Below are 18247 nucleotides of genomic sequence, written 5' to 3'. Positions count from 1 at the left end.
TCCCCAACACAATCACTCGGTGTACATCGCATTCATATAAATATCGCCATCGTAATCTTCAGGCTCCAGAGCTTCTGAAAGATTCAGGTTTATCGGCAGTGTGGCTTTTAGCTTTTCCTGCATCTCCGGCGTCAAATAGTGGTGGTGGAGATCGAGTGTTTCCAGATGCGCAATTCGGTCTTTATGCTCCAGCAGCGCCTCTGCGCCGTTGTCCGTTAAGGTACCGCATGAGAGTTCCAGCACTTCAAGCTGCGGCAGGATATTACTTTCCAGCACCCGGCGGGCGATATCATCCTGCTCTTCGCTGTTCATCAACCCCAGATGGGTGAGCTGAGGGAAAAGATCTTTCGATGCCAGCGCCATCACGTCATCCAGCGAACCGTCAAAACCGTATTCCTCTACGCCCAGGAAGAGCTTCAGCGTTTTTAATGCAGGGAGCTGCGCATTTTGTAGTTCGGCAAGTACGTTAGAAGGGATGCCGCCGGAAATGATTTCCAGGTGCTCCAGTTTCTCATGATGTATAGCGCCCAGTCGCAGATCCGACGCGCCTTTAATAATCAGTTCTTTCAGATTGGGTAACGCCGCATAGAGCCTGGAATAGTCACCTTGTTTAATCCAGGAGATCTCGCAGTCTTCGCTCTCCATATCACCGATAAACAGTGATTCCAGGTGAGCAAAGCGGGGGGCGTTCTCCACAATCATATCAATAATAGGCTGGCAGGTTTCGTCTTCCCAACAATCACCCCAGTTACCAATGGTCAGCGAGCGAAGCTTTGGCAGATCTTCATCGGTTAAAATTAAATTAATGAGCTGTTCCTGGGTTAATTCATTGTCCCAATCAATATTAAATCGCTTATTCATTTGTTTCCCTTCTCTATAAGCATGAATATGGTAAAACGCTTTGCGAATATTATCATGGCGCTTAGAGGCGGGATATCGGGAGTCTGATTCAGGATGAATGAGCGGGCAGAACAACTACCCGCTGTGATGCAGATTCGGAAAATAGAGGCGATAATATCAGAAGAAATACTTCGCCCCGATACGAATCTGGTTTTGCTCTCTATGGTAGGGGCCCACGTTACGATCTAACCAGCGTAATTCAAAGTAGGGCAACCAGTGTTCATTGATACGATAACGGAAGGTATTAGTGATTTCCCAATGATGCTTCGTACCATTACTACTATTAAAATCATTAACGTTATAAAAATAGTGTGGTTCAAAGGTATAAGAAAATTTATCGGTAATGGTAAAATTCCAATAGTTACCGATTTCATAGCTGTCATTATTATCCAGTTCGCCATTCAAATCGGTTGAACTATAATTATTGTGATTATATCGGTTACGTACCGTAAGATTAAACCACGGGGTAAATTTATAGTTAACATCCAGATAGACGGCGCCGCCGGAACCAATGCTTTTGTCGTTTATTAACCCCCCTGGCTGAATGGTTAATTTATCTGTAGGTTTAAATAACGGATACCAGCCCTCAATCTCATTATAACCATGCTTTAATTCATCATCACGCTGTAGCGTATAGGTATTGGTCAACATAATTCCGGCCCCCATATCGGAGTTATAGCCGACGCGCAGCATAAACTCCATTTGGTCAGACGCCAGGTTATAGGCCTCACGGTTTTCTACATAAGCGCCAGCAAAAACAGAGGTGGATATTACTGAAGTTAATATCACTAGAGTATTCAGAGATTTCATAATAAATCCATTTTTCAAATATAGGGAAGCCGCCACCCATCGGGATGGATAAAGCGGCAAGCGTCGTTTAATTATTTACAGTAGAAATACTTTGTTTATTATTAGTCGCGACAATTTGATTACCTGTTTTCTTTCGTTGGGCAATTTCCTCGATAATAAAAGCGAAACGTTGTTCATTGAGCTTATAAAAAAAGCCCATCGTTAGTGCTGCGATAATGGCAAGACCGCAAGGCCATAAAAAAATGAGCTGACGCAAACCAAGCAACGTGGTGTCACTTTGAGCTATGTTGGGGATATAACCGATTTGCGTCAGCATAATACCTGGCAAAAAGCCAGCAAGCGCAGCGGAAATTTTGCGGGAAAAGGTATAACCCGTATACACCGAGCCTTCAGCGCGAATACCCGTTTTCCATTCACCGTAGTCAACCGTATCCGGAACCAGCGCCCAGTTCAGGCTGTTGACGAAAGCGGTACCGAAAAAGGCGATACAAGAGAAAATAACAAACAGGAATGACGTTCCACCCCAGATAAAATTCAGGATATCGCCAACGGCCCACAATATCAGACCACCAAGATAAACCTGTTTTTTCCCGAAGCGTTTTACCGCAGCAGGTACTAATAAAACACCAATCAGGATACAGCCCATGCTGAAAAAACCCATCCATGACAACAAATGAATATCGTTCAGCACGTACTGAGAGTAATAAACCTGAATGGCCAGCTTGATATTAAAGGCGGCCAGCGTGCACAAATTGGCAACGCAGAGCACCAGCAGCGGCGGATTACGAAAAATCGCGCAGAAGGACTTCAATATGCTAGGTTTATGCGTGTCAGGCACGGTTTCGATATACCGTTCTTTCACCCCGCTAAAGCACCACCACATGCTGAACAGCCCGCAGACCGAAAAGATGACTGCTGCAATCAGATAACCCAGCGAAGGGGAACGGGTAAACAGCGCCTGAATAGGCATAAAACCTACGGTACAAAGAAGAAGGCCAATGGTAGCGCCGCCTTGTCGCCATGCGGCGAGCTGGGCGCGCTCATGCGGATTTTTGGTAATAGCGGGTACCATCGCGCCGTATGAGCAGTTCATCAGGCTGTAGAACAGACCGAACAACATAAACAGCACCGTCGCGAAGGCTGTTTTAACGGGTAAAGTAAAGTGAGTGGCAAAGAATTGCGCAGTAGCAACCAGAGCGACCGGAAATGACGCATACAGAATAAAAGGCCGAAACTTTCCTTTTGCGCCAATATTACGGCGTGAGTCCAGCAATACGCCGGTGAGCATATCGGTAAAAGCGGTGAAGAATTTCGCCACCAGAAAGATAATTCCACCGTAATATGCAGGCATCCCGAGTTCATCGGTATAAAACTTCAGTAGATACAGCGTACCGATACACAGCATCAGATTTGAGCCGAAATCGCCCACGCCATAGGCGCATTTTTCCCGCAGGCTCAACTTTAGCGTTAGCGGATCATGATTAGACATAATCGCCTCTCAAAACGCCCCGCAGGGCGTTATATTTTATTGTTGTTAAACCGTATGTTTCCGGGCCTCAATCTCTTCCACAATTCGCACGTACATCTTCTCGTTGAGGTTGTAGAAACAGCCCATCGCAATAATGGTGATGACCGCCAGCACGCAAGGATAAATAAAGATCAACTGGCGTAGGCCTTCGACGGTGCCTGCCGATTGCACCACATTCGGGATATAACCGATTTGCGTCAGCATCCAGCCGGGGAAGAACCCTGCCAGCGCCTGGGAGACCTTACGGAAGAAGGTGAAGCCGGTGTAAACCGTCCCTTCCGAGCGGACGCCGGTGCGCCATTCACCGTACTCCACCGTGTCGGAAACCAGCGCCCAGTTCAGGCTGTTGACGAAGGCGGAACCGAAGAACGCCAGGCAGGAGAAGGCGACAAAACTGACCGAGCCGCCGCCAAAGAAGTAGTTGAGCAGATCGCCCGCCACCCATATTAACAGCCCGCCGATATAGACTTTCTTCTTGCCAAAACGCCTTACAGCGCCGGGCATCAAAAAGACGCCGATAAAAATACAGCCCATGCTAAAGAAGCCCATCCAGGAGAGGAGGATCGGGTCGTTAAGAACGTACTGGGTGTAATAAACCTGAATCGCCAGTTTGACGTTGAAGGCGCCGAGAGTACAAAGGTTGGCGATACACAGAATAAACAGCGGACGGTTACCGGCGATGGCGCGGAACGACTGCAATAATCCGGGCTTTTGCGCGTTATCGACAGGTTTCACTTCGACGTAGCGCTCTTTAACGCCGGCGTAGCACAGCCACATAAATAGCAGGCCAAACAATGAAAATAGCGTGGCGGCGAAAATATAGCTGAGTTGGGCATTGCCTTCGATCAGGTTCATGACCGGCACAAAGCCAACGGTACACAGCAGCAGGCCGAGAGTGGCGCCGCCCTGACGCCACGCGGCAAGCGAGGCGCGTTCATCCGGGTTCTTGGTAATCGCGGGCACCATCGCGCCATACGAGCAGTTCATCATGCTGAAAACCAGCCCATACAGCATAAACAGCATCGTTGCGACGACGGTTTTTCCCGTCACCTCAAACGGTGTGCCGACAAAGTTAGCAATCGCCAGTAGCGTTACCGGAAATGCCGCGTAAAGCACGAACGGGCGGAATTTGCCCTTCGGACCAATTTTACGCCGCGAGTCGAGCATAATGCCGGTACCCATATCGGTAAATGCGGTAAAAAATTTGGCGATCAGGAAAATGATCCCGCCGTAAGTCCCTGGTAAACCCAGCACATCGGTATAAAATTTGAGTAAATAGAGGGTCCCGATATCTAACAGGATATTGGAACCTAAATCCCCCAGTCCATAGGCAAGTTTTTCTTTAAACGGCAAGCGTAGGGTTGCCGGATTCGATGATGTTTGACTCATTATTCTTCTCCATCTGCCCGCAGGTTTCCCTGCGGGCGAGCCGTATTAGATATTCCGTAAAGAAGCAAAAAGTGAAGCCCACTCGCTCTTCGCGCGATAGAAGACCGGCGGCTTGCCAATGGGCGCATCCACGGTAATTTCACCGCCGTGGTGAGCTTCGCCGGTCCAGATATTCACCCAGTGATCTTCCGGCAGGTACAGCGTCCAATCGCAACGCCCCTGCTCATAAACCGGCGCGACCAGCAGATCCTGACCGAGCAGATATTGATATTTCAGGGCGTAGGTTGCGGCATCGTTCTCGTAGTGCAGGAATAGCGGACGCATGACCGGCAGACCGGTAGCCGCGTTTTGCGCCACCGCCTGCTTGAGATACGGTTTCAGCGTGGTAAAGACGGTGGTCATGCGGGCAAAGTGGGCAATAGTTTCCGCGTCGCCGTCGAACTGCCAGTTATCGCCGGGGCGGTTGCCTTCATGGGTGCGCATCATCGGCGTAAAGGCGCTGAAATCGCACCAGCGCAGCAGCAACTCTTTGCTGCGTTTCATGTCAAACAGGGTGGTGTAGCCGCCGATATCGCTGTGATGCAGACCATGGCCGGTCATCGCCAGCGACAATGCCGCAGGTACTACCGAGGCCAGACCATCATCAAGGCTCCAGTCAACGTTCTGGTCACCTGCCCACATCATGGTGGAATACTTCTGGCTACCGGTGTAACCCGCACGCATAAAGAACAGGATCTCGCCGAGTTTGCCGGTCTCCTGTAGCGCTTCGTAGTTACATTTCGCCCACAGCGCAGGCCAGGCGTTATGCATGATCTCGGCGCTGACGCCGTTGTGCAGATACGTGTCGGTCGGCAGATATTCGCCGAAATCCGCCATCCAGCCGCTGCAGCCGAGCGCGATCATGTTCTTTTTGATGACGTCTTTGAACCAGTCGTAAGCTTCAGGATTGGTCAGATCGACCACGCCGCCATAGAATTCGCCAAACTCGACCAGATAGTCGCCGCCCGTGGCGTCTTTCGCCAGATAGCCGTGTTTCGCCGCCTCGGCGCAGAGGTCTTTATCACTGGCGACGTATGGATTGATATAAGAGAGGAACTGGACGCCTTCTTCTTTCCACTGTTTGATCCGGCTATCCAGTTGCGGATAGTTGTCGCTATTCCACTTCCAGTTCCACATCACGCGCTTGCCAAAGGAGGTCATGCGGATACCGGACCAGTCCTGCGCCCAAATACCGTTCACTTTTACGCCAGCGTTGCGCATGGTATCCAGTTTTTTCTGGCAAACTTCCGTACCGCCCTGAATGCCTAACGTGACGCCGTCGTAAACCCAGTCCGGCAGCTCCGGCTGGCGGCCTAACAGCGCAGTCAGTTTTTCCAGCAGGGCGATGTAGGTGTCGGCACACTCAAAACGCAGCGTAGTTTTATCTTCCCACAGCGCCAGTTCGTGATACTCCGGCGCGCTGAAGTCGAAATTCATATAACAGCTATTTTCAACGTGGCAGTAGTATTTTTGCGTGCTGACAAAGGTCGGTTGCGGGAAGAAGGTCCAGTAATAGTCGCCGCCGGCGTTCTCTTTGCAGTCTGCCTGCCAGGTGACATAGCTGGTTTTATTACGGCCAACGCCCTGTTCGCTGGTCCACAGCGGGAACGGCTTGCCGCGCAAATCGAAATAAGAGAACTGTTCGCCGCAGCCGTAGATATGGTCGTCTGGATTAGCTGCGAGGCGTAACCAGATACGGTTATGGTGCAGGTCGTCGTTTTGCAGATCCAACGTCAGGCGTCCCGCCTCATCGGCGGAGATGCGAAGGGTGGCGCTAATTGTTGCGCCACGGCTGAATTGTACCAGCCAGCCGTCGGGTAGCTCGCTGACCGTGGCCTCCGTTAATGCAATCTTCTCGTTAAGTTTGTCTTTGATACTAAAGTTGCCGCGAAACATATCAATGTCGGCAACGCCCGCGCCAATCCACAGACAGGGGGTTTCGGCGCTGTGGCGTAAAATCAGGCGCTGCTGCCAGCTAAGTGCAAAACCATCCTGTGATGTTGTCAGTTCAAAATCGGTTGACCGTTGTGGTAGAGAATTCATTGTAATCTCCGTGAATGTAGGGTAATTCGGTAATCCATTTGGGCTAGTCGCAGCCGATGGAAAAATGCAGTTGATGGATCGCTTTTGGGGCAAGATGAATCAGCGCGATCCCGGAATTAAATGCATCGGGCGGGCAGCTCATAGGCTCTACCGCGAGACCTTTTCGGCTGAGTTTTTCGCCGGTATAGATCTGTAGCCAGGGTTGGTTGCTGCGTAAAAATGTAGACATGTTCTGCGTTGGGCTGGTAAGTCTGACCTCCCACTCAGCCGGGGTAGTCGCGGTCTTAACCGCATGATCAAGGCGCGTTTCGCCGAGCAGGCATGATGCGGAAAAATCCCTGCCTGCGGGCAATTCTTCGCTTACAGGCAGTGTTAATACACAGCTATCGATGCTTTGCAGATTACAAGTCAAATAAGGATGTGCGCCCGCGCCATAAGGGGCTGATTTATCGCCAATGTTTTGCGTACGAATCAATACGTGCAGCCCACTGGCGGCATCTAACCGATAAATCACTTCCGATATCAACGCAAAGGGATAGCCGTAAGTGGGCGGCAGAAAAATCGTTAGCGACGCTTCCGTCGCCGACTGATAATTAATCTGCCAGTCTCGCCAGGCTAACAGACCGTGAATGGCGGTCTGCGAAACCGGGTCGTTAACGGCAAGCTGGAAAACCTTGCCGTTATAGGAGTAGCAGCCATTTGTCACGCGATTGGGCCAGGGAATCAATACTTTCCCCAGATGCGCCATGGGTATTTCTTCCGGTTTATGCGGGATGACCACATGGCGTCCATGATGGGTCAGTTCCGCCAGACCTGCGCCAACCGTGACGATTTTCGCCTGGTAATGGCCCGCATTAAGCTGAATAGTTTTTCCACCGCTGTGCATGGCTGCCATCCTCATGACCTATTTCGCGTTGATATCCAGGAGACCCGCCGCGACCGCTGGAGCCAGGCCCGGCGCCAGTGGCAGACGAGGAATGACCAGACAGTGCAGCAGATGGTAAATATCTTGCTTGCCGTCCCACACTTTGGTGGTCACTTTGTTATCGGCGTCCAGCTCTTGCCACCAGGAACCATTTTCATAGTCCATCAGGTACTTAATGCAGTAGTCCCACCATTTCTGATACCACTCTTCATACTGGCTATCGCCCGTCAGGGTGTAGAGGGCGTAGGCCGTACCCATCGCTTCCACAATCGGCCAGCGCACGCGTTCACGTACGATAGGTTTACCGTCCCAGTCGACTGAGTAGACAAAGCCGTCTGCGCCATCTGGCGCCCAGGCGTCGCGGATAGTGGCATGGAACAGACCTTTCGCGTCTTCCAGCAGCCAGGCGGGTGGCGTTTCGAAGCGGGCCTCCAGCGCAGCATGGAGATGGAGCATCAGACGGCCCCACTCAATCCAGTGACCTGGCGTACCGCCGTAGGCGCGGAAACGGTGGGCAGGATTATCTTTGTTGTAGTCGCGGATAGGGTTCCACTGTGAATCGAAGTGTTCATTGACGCGGTAATCACCGTTGCGCGCCACATCATGAATAATTACCGACGCGATACGCAGCGCGCGATCCAGCCATTTTTTGTCATGGGTAACGTCATAAACAATCAGGAACGCTTCGACGGCGTGCATATTGGCGTTGCCGCCACGGTAGTCTTCGGTTTTGCTAAAGGCTTCGTCCCAGGACTCCAGGCACATCTGCTCTTCTTCACTCCAGAAGTATTTCTCAATCACTTCTATGGTGTAATCCAGCAATTTCCTGGCTTCAGGATGCCCGGTCGTGACGGCGCTGGCCGCGCCCAGCAAGGCGAAGAAGTGTTGATAACCCTGTTTAGAGGCATCTACCACGCCCTGATCATTAACGCAGGCATACCAGCCTGCCGTATTTTTTGTCGCGCAGCGCGCCGTTCATGGCTTTGATGCCATGATCGACCAGATCATAAGCGCCCGGTCGGCCCATCGACGCCGCCACGGAATAAACGTGCAGCATACGCGCCGTGATCCAAAGATGGGTGCCCATCTCTTCTTTGATTTGCCCTTTATTTCCCAGCCAGCCGAAGCCTGTCGGCACCGCGGCGTTTTTACCGAAATTAAAGATGCGGTCGGTTTCCTGCTCCAGCCAGCGGTTGTGGCTCAACGTGTTAAACCATTTCATTCTTTCATCCTCGTATTAACGACGTTTTGCCATCATTTCATCGACGATCTCGCCCAGACGTTGCAATTTAGGCGCGGAAACATCACGTAGCATCAGCTCGGTATCCGGTAAACCAATCACTGATGACCAGACCGCGCGTCCCGCCAGGAACCCGGATGCGCCAGCTTCCATGGCGACCCTGACCGCGCGAGGGAACAGTTTTTCGTCCACACCGGAAGAGAGGATGACCCACGGCATATTGATATGCCCATTCAGGCGTTGTGAGGCGGTAAGAAGATCGGAACGCGCGCCTTTGCCGTAGAGCGGCATTTCAACTTTGTAAAGATCGGCGCCGCTGTCGCCCAGCTCTTTGGCCGCATCGATAATCGCCTGCTCGCGATCGAACTTGTCGCCGCAGCGCGGCGGACGTACAACCGGTTCGATAATGCTCAGCAAACCATTGGAGTGACATAATTCATTGAATTCTTTGACCATATCCAGACGCTGCTGCGCGTCTTCGTCGCTGCGCCACAGCACCAACAGTTTTAAGGCTTTCGCGCCATCCCGTTTTACCGCCTGCGCATTAATTTTTTTATCAATGACCACGTTATCAACGGGAATACCGTTGCCCGGGATGAAATCATCCGCCGCGACGATCATGGCGCAGCTTTTAGCGACCGCGTTTTGTTCTACGGCCTGGCGATAACAGAACTGCTGATCCAGCAGAACGGCAGAGGCATACGGGGAAAGAATTTTCGCCGCATTCACTTTGAAATCCGTCAGCACGCTATCGGCAACGGGTGTTTTCGCACCAGCAGCAGCAAACATTAAACGCATCGCCTCGCGCTGATCGACAGCCAGCATGGCAAACCCGCCGGACGCTCGCGTAATGTCTTTGATGGTGTAGTTGTTCATTCAATTTTCCTTTATACAGTCGTTACTTTTTTACGTTGGCGGTCAGCCCGGCGCTGATGCGCACCTGCTCCAGGATGGCGCTCCAGTCTTCCCGACCGCGGCCTGCGGCCCGCGCCAGGTTATAAACTTCCCGGGAGGCGGCACCGAGCGGCATCGGTACGTGCAGTTGATTGGCGACATCCAACGCGATGCCAAGATCTTTGTGCGCCAGATCGATCATGAAGGCGGGAGACAGATCCCCTTTCATCACTTTATTCGGCCAGGTGGTGGTGAAATGCCCTTTGCCTGCGGCAGTGCCGCTCATCACTTTTAAAGCCACGTCGAAGGAAAGCCTCAGCGCTTCACACAGCACGGCGGCTTCGGCGGAGAGCGCATTTAGCGCAATACTCATGTAGTTGTTGATCAGTTTTACGCGAATACCCATTCCCGGGCCGCCGGTGTTGACCAGCTCATTACCCATCGCCATCAGAACAGGGGTAGCGCGCTCTACTTGCTCCGCCGTACCGCCTGCCAGCAGCAACAATGTGCCGGTAATCGCGTTGTCGGATGTCCGGCCTACCGGCACATCCATCATGCTGAACCCTTTGCTCTGCATGTCGGCAATCAGCTTATCGGTTTGCAACGGATGAATAGTGGACATATCAATGACCAGCGCTTCACGGGAAAGAGTTTCACAAACGCCTTGCTCGCCAAACAAAACGGAACGAACCAGATCGCCGTTCGGGAGCATGGTGATAACAAATTCAGCGCCGATGGTTGCCTGAGCCGGGCTGCTTGCAGGTTGCGCGCCTTTGTCTACCAGACGCTGTACGGCGTCGTGATTAACATCGAAGACGCTGAGTTGATGGCCCTGCTTTAGCAGATTGCTCGCCATAGGAGAGCCCATCTGTCCCAACCCGATAAATGCTATAACTGCCATATCGTTCTCCTGAACACGGTGGTGTCATTTTTTGTCATTAATGAGCCTTTTCTGTCTGTTTGTGATCGTATTTGTAATTTATAGTCAAAAAATTGACAGCCGTCACTTTTTAAACATTTCGTGAAATTAAAATGAGCACATCGAAAATGCTTGAGGAATGACCATGGTTCGTATTGCTTGTGTAGGTATTACCGTGATGGATCGCATCTATTACGTGGAAGGATTACCGACAGAAGGGGGTAAATATGTGGCGAAGCGCTATACGGAAGTGGGCGGCGGGCCTGCGGCGACCGCTGCCGTGGCTGCGGCGAAATTGGGCGCGCAGGTGGACTTTATTGGCCGTGTGGGCGATGACGACACCGGAAACAGCCTGCTGGCGGAACTGGAATCCCTGGGGGTAAATACCCGCTATACCCGCCGCTACACGCAGGCCATGTCGTCGCAGTCAGCGATTATGGTGGATGCCAAAGGAGAGCGGATTATCGTTAATTATCCCAGCCCGGATTTATTGCCTGACGCCGACTGGCTTAACGACATCGATTTTTCGCAGTGGGATGTGGTGTTGGCGGATGTGCGCTGGCATGACGGCGCAAAACAGGCGTTTACGCTGGCGCGTCAGGCTGGCGTCATGACTGTTCTTGATGGCGATATTACGCCGCAGGATATTAGCGAGCTGGTGGCGTTAAGCGACCACGCCGCCTTCTCCGAGCCAGGGCTGGCACGCCTGACGGGGATGAGCGAAGCCATTGATGCGCTAAAAAAAGCACAAATGCTCACAAATGGACATGTCTATGTCACGCGAGGCAGTGAAGGCTGCAACTGGTTGGAAAAAGCGGCGGTACGCCACCAACCGGGTTTTACCGTGGAGGTGGTGGATACTACCGGCGCGGGCGATGTTTTTCATGGCGCACTGGCATTTGGCCTGGCAAGCGGATACGCCATCGAAGAGGCTGTCAGATTCGCCAGCGGCGTTGCCGCGCTGAAGTGTACGCGCCCAGGTGGCCGGGCGGGTATCCCTGATTGTGAGCAAACCCGATCTTTCTTGTCACTTTTTGTATAATATGAGCAGTAGGAAGCTTTTAGAGGAATGCTCATGAGTCTTACCGAACTGACCGGTAATCCGCGACACGATCGGCTGTTAATGCTAATTGATGAGCGCGGCTATATGAATATCGATGAGTTAGCCAGTTTGTTGGAGGTCTCTACCCAGACGGTTCGCCGCGATATTCGTAAATTAAGCGAGCAGGGGCTGATTACGCGTCATCACGGCGGCGCTGGCAGAGCGTCCAGTGTGGTCAATACCGCCTTTGAGCAGCGAGAGGTCTCCTGGACGCAAGAGAAAAAAGCCATTGCGGAAGCCGTGGCTGACTATATTCCGGATGGCTCCACGATATTTATCACGATTGGAACGACGGTTGAGCAGGTGGCGCGCGCGCTGCTCAACCATAATCATCTGCGCATTATCACCAATAGCCTGCGCGTCGCGCACATTCTTTATAATAACCCTCGCTTTGAAGTGATGGTGCCTGGCGGCACGCTGCGCCCGCATAATAGCGGCATTATCGGGCCATCCGCGGCGGCGTTTGTGGCGGGGTTCCGGGCTGACTATCTCGTCACCAGCGTAGGCGCGATAGAGAGCGATGGCGCGTTACTGGAGTTTGATGTCAACGAAGCCAGCGTAGTGAAAACCATGATGGCTCACTCGCGACATATTTTGCTGGCCGCCGATCATACGAAATACCATGCTTCTGCGGCGGTTGAGATCGGCAATGTGTCACAGATTACCGCTCTGTTTACGGACGAGTATCCCGGTCCGGCATTACAGAATTTACTTCAATCCCAGCAAATCGAAGTGGTTCAGGTGAGTCCTTCGCTGGACGACGCCGTTTCAGCGTGACAAGCGCCCTTGCGCCGGAGGGTCGCGTCAGCGCTTTATCCGGCCAATAAAACGGCGCTGTGATGCAGGCGATATTGAACATCGTCTACGTTTCTATTGTCTTTTTGTTAATTGATTTATAAAGGGATACATAGTCAAACTTCTCCTTTCCCGCTACAGTTATTCATCCCCGGTTAGCAAGGAGAATGACATGCTCTACATCTTTGATTTAGGTAATGTGATTGTCGACATCGACTTTAACCGCGTATTAGGTGTGTGGAGCGATCTGAGTCGAGTACCGCTGGCTTCGCTGAAGCAAAAATTTACGATGGGCGAGACTTTTCACCAACATGAACGCGGTGAGATAACGGACGAAGCGTTTGCTGAAGCTTTCTGTCATGAAATGGCGTTATCGCTCAGTTATGAACAATTTGCGCACGGCTGGCAGGCGGTATTTGTCGGATTACGGCCCGAAGTGATTGCTATCATGCATAAACTGCGCGAGCAGGGGCATCGCGTGGTGGTGCTATCCAATACTAACCGACTGCATACCCACTTCTGGCCGGAGGAATACCCGGAGGTGCGCGCTGCCGCCGACCATATCTATTTATCGCAGGATTTGGGAATGCGTAAGCCGGAAGCGCGTATTTATCAGCACGTCCTGCAGAAAGAAGGTTTTTCCGCTGCCGATGCGGTCTTTTTCGACGACAATGCCGATAATATAGAAGGGGCCAACCAGTTGGGGATCACCAGCATTCTGGTGAAGGATAAAGCCACCATCCCTGACTACTTCGCGAAGCTGTTATGCTAAAAACCGTTCACCAAAAAGCTGGACGCCATACGCGCCCTGTTCGGGCCTGGCTCAAGCTATTATGGCAGCGTATCGATGAGGATAATATGACGACTCTGGCGGGAAATCTCGCCTATGTCTCATTACTCTCCTTAGTACCGCTTATTGCCGTCGTTTTTGCCCTTTTCGCTGCTTTTCCGATGTTTTCTGATGTCAGCATTCAGTTACGCCATTTTATTTTTGCTAACTTTATGCCAGCCACCGGAGACGTGATTCAGCGCTATATTGAGCAGTTTGTCGCTAACTCCAACAAAATGACGGCGGTGGGCGCCTGTGGACTGATTGTGACGGCATTGCTGTTGATGTACGCCATTGATAGCGCCTTAAACACTATCTGGCGCAGCAAACGCACACGGCCAAAAGTGTACTCTTTTGCGGTGTACTGGATGATCCTCACGCTCGGCCCGCTTCTCGCTGGCGCCAGCCTGGCGATCAGCTCCTACCTGCTTTCTTTACGCTGGGCCAGCGATCTGAATACGGTCATCGACAATGTATTGCGCATCCTTCCGCTGCTGCTCTCGTGGATCTCATTCTGGTTACTTTACAGTATTGTCCCAACAACTCGCGTACCGAACCGTGACGCCCTTGTCGGCGCGTTTGTCGCAGCGTTGCTGTTCGAGGCCGGAAAGAAAGGTTTCGCGCTTTATATCACCATGTTCCCGTCATATCAGCTCATTTATGGCGTACTGGCAGTGATCCCTATCCTGTTTGTCTGGGTATACTGGACCTGGTGTATAGTCTTGCTTGGCGCAGAAATAACTGTCACTCTCGGGGAATACCGAAAACTCAAACAAGCCGCAGAACAAGAAGAAGCTGACCAACCATGATTGCATTAATTCAACGCGTAACCCGTGCCAGCGTCACCGTGGAGGACGAGGTGACGGGTAAAATCGGCCCAGGACTTTTGGTGTTATTGGGTGTCGAAAAAGAAGATGACGAACAAAAAGCGAATCGTCTGTGCGAGCGCGTGCTGGGATACCGTATCTTCAGCGATGCTGACGGCAAGATGAATCTGAATGTACAACAGGCTGGCGGCAGCGTGCTGGTGGTGTCGCAGTTTACGCTGGCGGCAGATACCGAGCGCGGTATGCGACCAAGCTTTTCCGGCGGGGCTGCGCCGGATCGCGCGCAGGCGCTTTATGAATATTTTGTCGAACGCTGCCGCCAGCAGGCGATAAACACGCAAACCGGACGCTTCGCTGCCGATATGCAGGTTGAGCTGGTTAATGACGGTCCCGTGACATTCTGGCTCCAGGTATGAGTCAGCTTCCGGCGTGGCCGCGGATAACAAGAGAGAGTACGGCTATGTATCACCTTCGAGTTCCGCAAACAGAAGAAGAATTAGAACGTTACTACCAGTTTCGCTGGGAGATGCTGCGTAAACCGCTGCACCAGCCGAAAGGGTCGGAACGGGATGGCTGGGATGCGTTGGCGCATCATCAAATGGTGGTGGACGAAGAAGGAAACTTAGTTGCAGTGGGCCGCCTGTATATCAATGCAGATAACGAGGCGTCTATTCGTTTTATGGCTGTACATCCCTCGGTACAGGATAAAGGGCTGGGGACATTAATGGCGATGACCCTGGAGTCTGTTGCCCGCCAGGAAGGCGTTAAGCGCGTCACCTGCAGCGCGCGCGAAGATGCGGTTGAGTTCTTTGCCAAACTCGGATTTGTCAATCAGGGGGAGATTACTACGCCCACAACCACGCCAATCCGCCATTTTCTGATGATTAAACCGGTAGCATCGCTGGATGATATCCTGCATCGCGGTGACTGGTGCGGGCAGCTTCAGCAGGCCTGGTATGAGCACATTCCATTGAGCGAAAAGATGGGGGTGCGCATTCAGCAGTACACCGGGCAAAAATTTATTACCACGATGCCGGAAACCGGTAATCAAAATCCGCATCATACGGTGTTTGCCGGCAGCCTGTTCTCCCTGGCGACGCTGACCGGATGGGGACTTATCTGGCTGATGCTCCGTGAACGCCACCTGGGCGGGACGATTATTCTTGCTGACGCCCATATTCGCTACAGTAAACCGATTAGCGGAAAGCCAAACGCCGTGGCTGATTTGGGCTCGCTAAGCGGTGATTTGGACAGGCTGGCGCGGGGTAAAAAAGCGCGTGTCCAGCTGCAGGTTGAACTCCTGGGCGGCGAGACCGCTGGGGCAATTTTCGAAGGCATTTATATCGTACTACCTGCGAAACCGTTCGGCCCGTATGAAGAGGGCGGGAATGAGGAGGAGTAGCTGGACATATCCAACTACTCGATGAAGGCATCCGCTGGTAGTTTAAAGCGTTGTGTAAGCGCTTTAATATGATTAACCGTTAGTGCTCTGCGGCCATTTAAGATGTTGCTGACGTTCGATTTAGAACCAAGTTCGTTGGCAAGATCTGCTGCTTTGAGACCGTATTGATCCATGAGCGTTCGCAATACTGAAACGCCAGGGGGCGTTTTCTCCAGGTGTTGGTTGAGTGCTTTGAATTCCGGCGCATGTTTTTCGTATTCACTGATTCGGGCACAGAGCAATTCAAATAGTGGGTTTTCAAGATCGTCGTGGTCGACCAGAAACTCCACTAGCGCTAGTGCCCTGCGATACTCATTGTCATTTCGGTCTTCCCCCATCAGTGGGACGCTTTTTACCGCATCGCTGAAGGTATCAACGATCTTTTTTGCGCTGGTTGCATCCATCTGACGATGAGTTCTCATTCTTTATTACCCCGATAATATGCGGTCAGTTTGTCATATTCGGCATGGGAAACGATATGTTTCACAAATATCTTATGTAACCTGAAATCTATGTAGGAAATGAGTCTCAGGCTGTTACCAGAAACATCAATCACCCACCATTTATCTCTGTACTTAAAATTATCCAGTGAAGGAATATACCGCTTCATCTCTTCAGGCTGAGTGAATGTTTTTTTCTCAAGAACATTCAGCAACTCAGTGAGGGCAAGCTCATGGTTTGGATACATGAGCATCGCTTCATTGAACGGTTTTCGGCTGATAACATGCACAATGTAGTTCCATTACAAAGTTTTCAACCTGAAAACAATTTAGCGCAACGTTATCCAGTTTTCAAGTTGAAAACAAAATTGAATTTTAGGTCATTTTGCCTGTTGATGGACTTACAACACGCCAGGCCACATCTCGCATGGCGCTTCGTGCCGTCTTGCTCACGCCGCCCAATTGGAAAAAACCGTGGATAACGCCGAGATAGCGCTGGCAAGTACACGCCACGCCCTGGTCGTTCAGACGGTGATATAGCGCTTCGCCTTCATCACGCAGTGGGTCGAACTCTGCGGTGAGGATATGCACCGGCGGTAAACCGGCAAAATCTTCACGCCATATCGGACTGGCTTCCGGGTGACGGAGGTCGGTACCCTGGAGATACATTTCGAAGCCTGATAGTAGTGTGTCGCGGGTGATGATGTAGTCTTGCCCGTTGCTGGCATAGCTGGGGAAACTGGCAGTAGCGTCAAGCATCGGGTAGATCAACAGCAGCTTCGCCGGAGACCAGTGGGCGGTGGATTTCAGGCGTAGCGCGCTGACCAATGCCAAATGCCCGCCTGCGCTATCGCCAGCAAGCGTGATACGTTCACGATCGATACCTAACTGCTCCGCGTATTGATGGACGATATTGGCTCCGCGTTCAGCGTCGTCATGAGCCGCAGGGAAGGTGTGCTCTGGCGCAAGGCGATACTGAATGGCAATCACCTTACAGCCGCTTTTCCAGGCCAGTTGCCGTAGCTGGGGGTCATGAGTCAGAAAGCCGCCGCTAACAAAACAGCCGCCGTGATAGTAGAGGATACAGGGTAGCGAACCTGATGCGTTTAGCGGCGAAACGACGCGAAATGTCATCCCTTCCAGCACGATATCTTCAGATTTTACGCGAATCTCTTTCTCGCCCGCCAGCGACGTGCTGGCAATATAACCCGCCCTCCGATCATCAATATTCTGCTCTCGTGAAGAGGGGCGGCCCGCAGCGATAAACCCGGCGACCAGTTCGGCAATTCCTTTTTCCAGTGGCATATAAGGCTCCTTAAGCTGTATGTATGTACAGTTTATAACCTGATTTGTTGGGGATGGAAAGTGGTGAAATGAGGGGATAATGATTCTGGATAGAGGTTCGCAAAAAATGGAATGCGGTTGGCGCTGGGTTTTTAATTTTTGTACTGTGAAATGATGATGCTATACGCCATTGACGTATAGATTATTTTCACTACTATAAGCCAATGGCGTAGGGAATATGCAATTCATAGAAACGGAACTCTTTACTGAAGATGTTAAAAAACTGCTCGATGATGATGAATACCATAAGCTTCAGGTTTTTATGGCTCAGCATCCAGATTGTGGTGATGTCATTCAGGAAACGGGCGGCCTGAGAAAAATGCGCTGGGGAGCGCGAGGCAAAGGAAAGCGCAGTGGCGTACGAATTATCTATTTTCATCGTAGTCAACGGTATGAGGTTCGCTTGCTTCTGATTTATCAAAAAGGCATTAAAGATGATCTCACGCCGCAGGAAAAAGCGGTGCTTCGTATGCTGAATGAGAGGTGGTAGATGGATAAAGTGTTATTTGAGCGATTAACTCAAAGTATGTCTCAAATGAATGAAATCATTGAAGGGACCCGTGAGCCTTCTCGTACCTTTCATATTGATGCAATGAAGATTAAAGAAATACGGCAGGCATCTGGGTTGTCGCAATCTAAGTTTGCAGAACTGATTTCGGTCAACGTGGATACGCTGCGCAACTGGGAGCAAGGAAGACGTTCACCGACAGGGCCAGCCAAAGCGTTACTTCGCGCCATTGCCAACGACCCGAGAAACGTTATACAAGCATTGCGTTATTGAG

General features: G+C 51.5%; 19 protein-coding genes and 1 pseudogene. 8 read left to right on the top strand and 12 right to left on the bottom strand.

Annotated elements, in window-relative coordinates:
- Positions 1–12: 12 nt before the first annotated feature.
- The 9 genes and pseudogenes from LDB27_RS21455 to yihU form a co-directional block, all read right to left on the bottom strand.
- Positions 13–861 (bottom strand): STM4015 family protein, encoded by an 849-nt coding sequence (locus tag LDB27_RS21455; protein ID WP_001042074.1) that lies wholly within the window; start codon positions 859–861, stop codon positions 13–15.
- Positions 862–1017: 156 nt separating this feature from the next.
- Entirely contained in the window at positions 1018–1710 is a 693-nt protein-coding gene (gene ompL / locus LDB27_RS21450) for a porin OmpL (protein ID WP_000838829.1), read from the bottom strand.
- Between the two features lie 67 nt (positions 1711–1777).
- On the bottom strand, positions 1778–3199 hold the full coding sequence (locus tag LDB27_RS21445) for an MFS transporter (protein WP_000064884.1): 1422 nt from the start codon (positions 3197–3199) through the stop codon (positions 1778–1780).
- Positions 3200–3244: 45 nt separating this feature from the next.
- A complete protein-coding gene (locus LDB27_RS21440; protein ID WP_000084250.1) occupies positions 3245–4627 on the bottom strand; it encodes an MFS transporter in 1383 nt (460 codons plus the stop codon).
- Positions 4628–4672: 45 nt separating this feature from the next.
- Complete coding sequence (locus LDB27_RS21435) at positions 4673–6709, bottom strand: alpha-glucosidase (RefSeq protein WP_001087035.1); 2037 nt, start codon at positions 6707–6709, stop codon at positions 4673–4675.
- A gap of 43 nt (positions 6710–6752) precedes the next feature.
- Positions 6753–7610 carry an aldose-1-epimerase gene (locus LDB27_RS21430; protein ID WP_023230959.1) on the bottom strand — a complete coding sequence of 286 codons (858 nt, stop codon included), beginning with the start codon at positions 7608–7610 and terminating at the stop codon, positions 6753–6755.
- 3 nt (positions 7611–7613) lie between these two features.
- Positions 7614–8856: pseudogene (yihS, locus tag LDB27_RS21425) on the bottom strand (sulfoquinovose isomerase).
- A gap of 15 nt (positions 8857–8871) precedes the next feature.
- The gene (gene yihT / locus LDB27_RS21420) at positions 8872–9750 is read right to left on the bottom strand and encodes a sulfofructosephosphate aldolase (RefSeq protein WP_001067413.1); all 879 of its coding nucleotides are present in this window, start codon (positions 9748–9750) and stop codon (positions 8872–8874) included.
- 22 nt (positions 9751–9772) lie between these two features.
- On the bottom strand, positions 9773–10669 hold the full coding sequence (yihU, locus tag LDB27_RS21415) for a sulfolactaldehyde 3-reductase (protein WP_000268241.1): 897 nt from the start codon (positions 10667–10669) through the stop codon (positions 9773–9775).
- A 163-nt stretch (positions 10670–10832) separates the two neighbouring features.
- Between yihU and LDB27_RS21410 the strand changes: the two genes are divergently transcribed.
- The 6 genes from LDB27_RS21410 (at position 10833) to fabY (ending at position 15642) form a co-directional block, all read left to right on the top strand.
- A complete protein-coding gene (locus LDB27_RS21410; RefSeq protein ID WP_001520529.1) occupies positions 10833–11729 on the top strand; it encodes a sugar kinase in 897 nt (298 codons plus the stop codon).
- Between the two features lie 33 nt (positions 11730–11762).
- On the top strand, positions 11763–12566 hold the full coding sequence (locus tag LDB27_RS21405; protein ID WP_000059693.1) for a DeoR/GlpR family DNA-binding transcription regulator: 804 nt from the start codon (positions 11763–11765) through the stop codon (positions 12564–12566).
- A 190-nt stretch (positions 12567–12756) separates the two neighbouring features.
- Positions 12757–13356, top strand: a complete 600-nt coding sequence (gene yihX / locus LDB27_RS21400) for a glucose-1-phosphatase (RefSeq protein ID WP_000965695.1) — start codon at positions 12757–12759, stop codon at positions 13354–13356.
- Positions 13350–14222: a virulence factor BrkB family protein gene (locus LDB27_RS21395; RefSeq protein ID WP_000921423.1), complete on the top strand. Its 873-nt coding sequence runs from the start codon at positions 13350–13352 to the stop codon at positions 14220–14222. The genes yihX and LDB27_RS21395 overlap by 7 nt, the downstream gene beginning before the upstream one ends.
- The gene (dtd, locus tag LDB27_RS21390) at positions 14219–14656 is read left to right on the top strand and encodes a D-aminoacyl-tRNA deacylase (protein WP_000560974.1); all 438 of its coding nucleotides are present in this window, start codon (positions 14219–14221) and stop codon (positions 14654–14656) included. Before LDB27_RS21395 ends, dtd begins: the two co-directional genes overlap by 4 nt.
- Before the next feature lie 44 nt (positions 14657–14700).
- On the top strand, positions 14701–15642 hold the full coding sequence (gene fabY / locus LDB27_RS21385; protein WP_001518251.1) for a fatty acid biosynthesis protein FabY: 942 nt from the start codon (positions 14701–14703) through the stop codon (positions 15640–15642).
- A gap of 14 nt (positions 15643–15656) precedes the next feature.
- On the opposite strand, the gene LDB27_RS21380 is transcribed toward fabY, so the two are convergent.
- From LDB27_RS21380 to LDB27_RS21370, 3 genes are all read right to left on the bottom strand, one after another.
- On the bottom strand, positions 15657–16103 hold the full coding sequence (locus LDB27_RS21380; protein ID WP_001259009.1) for a helix-turn-helix domain-containing protein: 447 nt from the start codon (positions 16101–16103) through the stop codon (positions 15657–15659).
- Entirely contained in the window at positions 16100–16411 is a 312-nt protein-coding gene (locus LDB27_RS21375; RefSeq protein ID WP_000558166.1) for a type II toxin-antitoxin system HigB family toxin, read from the bottom strand. The genes LDB27_RS21380 and LDB27_RS21375 overlap by 4 nt, the downstream gene beginning before the upstream one ends.
- Positions 16412–16496: 85 nt before the next feature.
- Positions 16497–17426, bottom strand: coding sequence for an alpha/beta hydrolase (locus LDB27_RS21370; RefSeq protein WP_001127691.1), 930 nt, complete (start codon positions 17424–17426; stop codon positions 16497–16499).
- A gap of 217 nt (positions 17427–17643) precedes the next feature.
- Here LDB27_RS21370 and LDB27_RS21365 point away from each other — a divergent pair, with 217 nt between their 5' ends.
- Positions 17644–17955: a cytotoxic translational repressor of toxin-antitoxin stability system gene (locus LDB27_RS21365; protein WP_001159631.1), complete on the top strand. Its 312-nt coding sequence runs from the start codon at positions 17644–17646 to the stop codon at positions 17953–17955.
- A complete protein-coding gene (locus tag LDB27_RS21360) occupies positions 17956–18246 on the top strand; it encodes a helix-turn-helix domain-containing protein (protein WP_000362050.1) in 291 nt (96 codons plus the stop codon).
- Position 18247 lies beyond the last annotated feature (1 nt).

Source organism: Salmonella sp. JXY0409-18 (assembly GCF_020268625.1).
GTDB lineage: Bacteria > Pseudomonadota > Gammaproteobacteria > Enterobacterales > Enterobacteriaceae > Salmonella > Salmonella enterica.
This window is presented reverse-complemented; position numbering and strand designations above follow the sequence as displayed.

What these genes read in the sequence shown, in the direction of transcription:
- LDB27_RS21455 (WP_001042074.1), bottom strand. Translation starts at nt 861, where the DNA reads ATGAATAAGCGATTTAATATTGATTGGGACAATGAATTAACCCAGGAA.
- ompL (WP_000838829.1), bottom strand. Translation starts at nt 1,710, where the DNA reads ATGAAATCTCTGAATACTCTAGTGATATTAACTTCAGTAATATCCACC.
- LDB27_RS21445 (WP_000064884.1), bottom strand. Translation starts at nt 3,199, where the DNA reads ATGTCTAATCATGATCCGCTAACGCTAAAGTTGAGCCTGCGGGAAAAA.
- LDB27_RS21440 (WP_000084250.1), bottom strand. Translation starts at nt 4,627, where the DNA reads ATGAGTCAAACATCATCGAATCCGGCAACCCTACGCTTGCCGTTTAAA.
- LDB27_RS21435 (WP_001087035.1), bottom strand. Translation starts at nt 6,709, where the DNA reads ATGAATTCTCTACCACAACGGTCAACCGATTTTGAACTGACAACATCA.
- LDB27_RS21430 (WP_023230959.1), bottom strand. Translation starts at nt 7,610, where the DNA reads ATGAGGATGGCAGCCATGCACAGCGGTGGAAAAACTATTCAGCTTAAT.
- yihT (WP_001067413.1), bottom strand. Translation starts at nt 9,750, where the DNA reads ATGAACAACTACACCATCAAAGACATTACGCGAGCGTCCGGCGGGTTT.
- yihU (WP_000268241.1), bottom strand. Translation starts at nt 10,669, where the DNA reads ATGGCAGTTATAGCATTTATCGGGTTGGGACAGATGGGCTCTCCTATG.
- LDB27_RS21410 (WP_001520529.1), top strand. Translation starts at nt 10,833, where the DNA reads ATGGTTCGTATTGCTTGTGTAGGTATTACCGTGATGGATCGCATCTAT.
- LDB27_RS21405 (WP_000059693.1), top strand. Translation starts at nt 11,763, where the DNA reads ATGAGTCTTACCGAACTGACCGGTAATCCGCGACACGATCGGCTGTTA.
- yihX (WP_000965695.1), top strand. Translation starts at nt 12,757, where the DNA reads ATGCTCTACATCTTTGATTTAGGTAATGTGATTGTCGACATCGACTTT.
- LDB27_RS21395 (WP_000921423.1), top strand. Translation starts at nt 13,350, where the DNA reads ATGCTAAAAACCGTTCACCAAAAAGCTGGACGCCATACGCGCCCTGTT.
- dtd (WP_000560974.1), top strand. Translation starts at nt 14,219, where the DNA reads ATGATTGCATTAATTCAACGCGTAACCCGTGCCAGCGTCACCGTGGAG.
- fabY (WP_001518251.1), top strand. Translation starts at nt 14,701, where the DNA reads ATGTATCACCTTCGAGTTCCGCAAACAGAAGAAGAATTAGAACGTTAC.
- LDB27_RS21380 (WP_001259009.1), bottom strand. Translation starts at nt 16,103, where the DNA reads ATGAGAACTCATCGTCAGATGGATGCAACCAGCGCAAAAAAGATCGTT.
- LDB27_RS21370 (WP_001127691.1), bottom strand. Translation starts at nt 17,426, where the DNA reads ATGCCACTGGAAAAAGGAATTGCCGAACTGGTCGCCGGGTTTATCGCT.
- LDB27_RS21365 (WP_001159631.1), top strand. Translation starts at nt 17,644, where the DNA reads ATGCAATTCATAGAAACGGAACTCTTTACTGAAGATGTTAAAAAACTG.
- LDB27_RS21360 (WP_000362050.1), top strand. Translation starts at nt 17,956, where the DNA reads ATGGATAAAGTGTTATTTGAGCGATTAACTCAAAGTATGTCTCAAATG.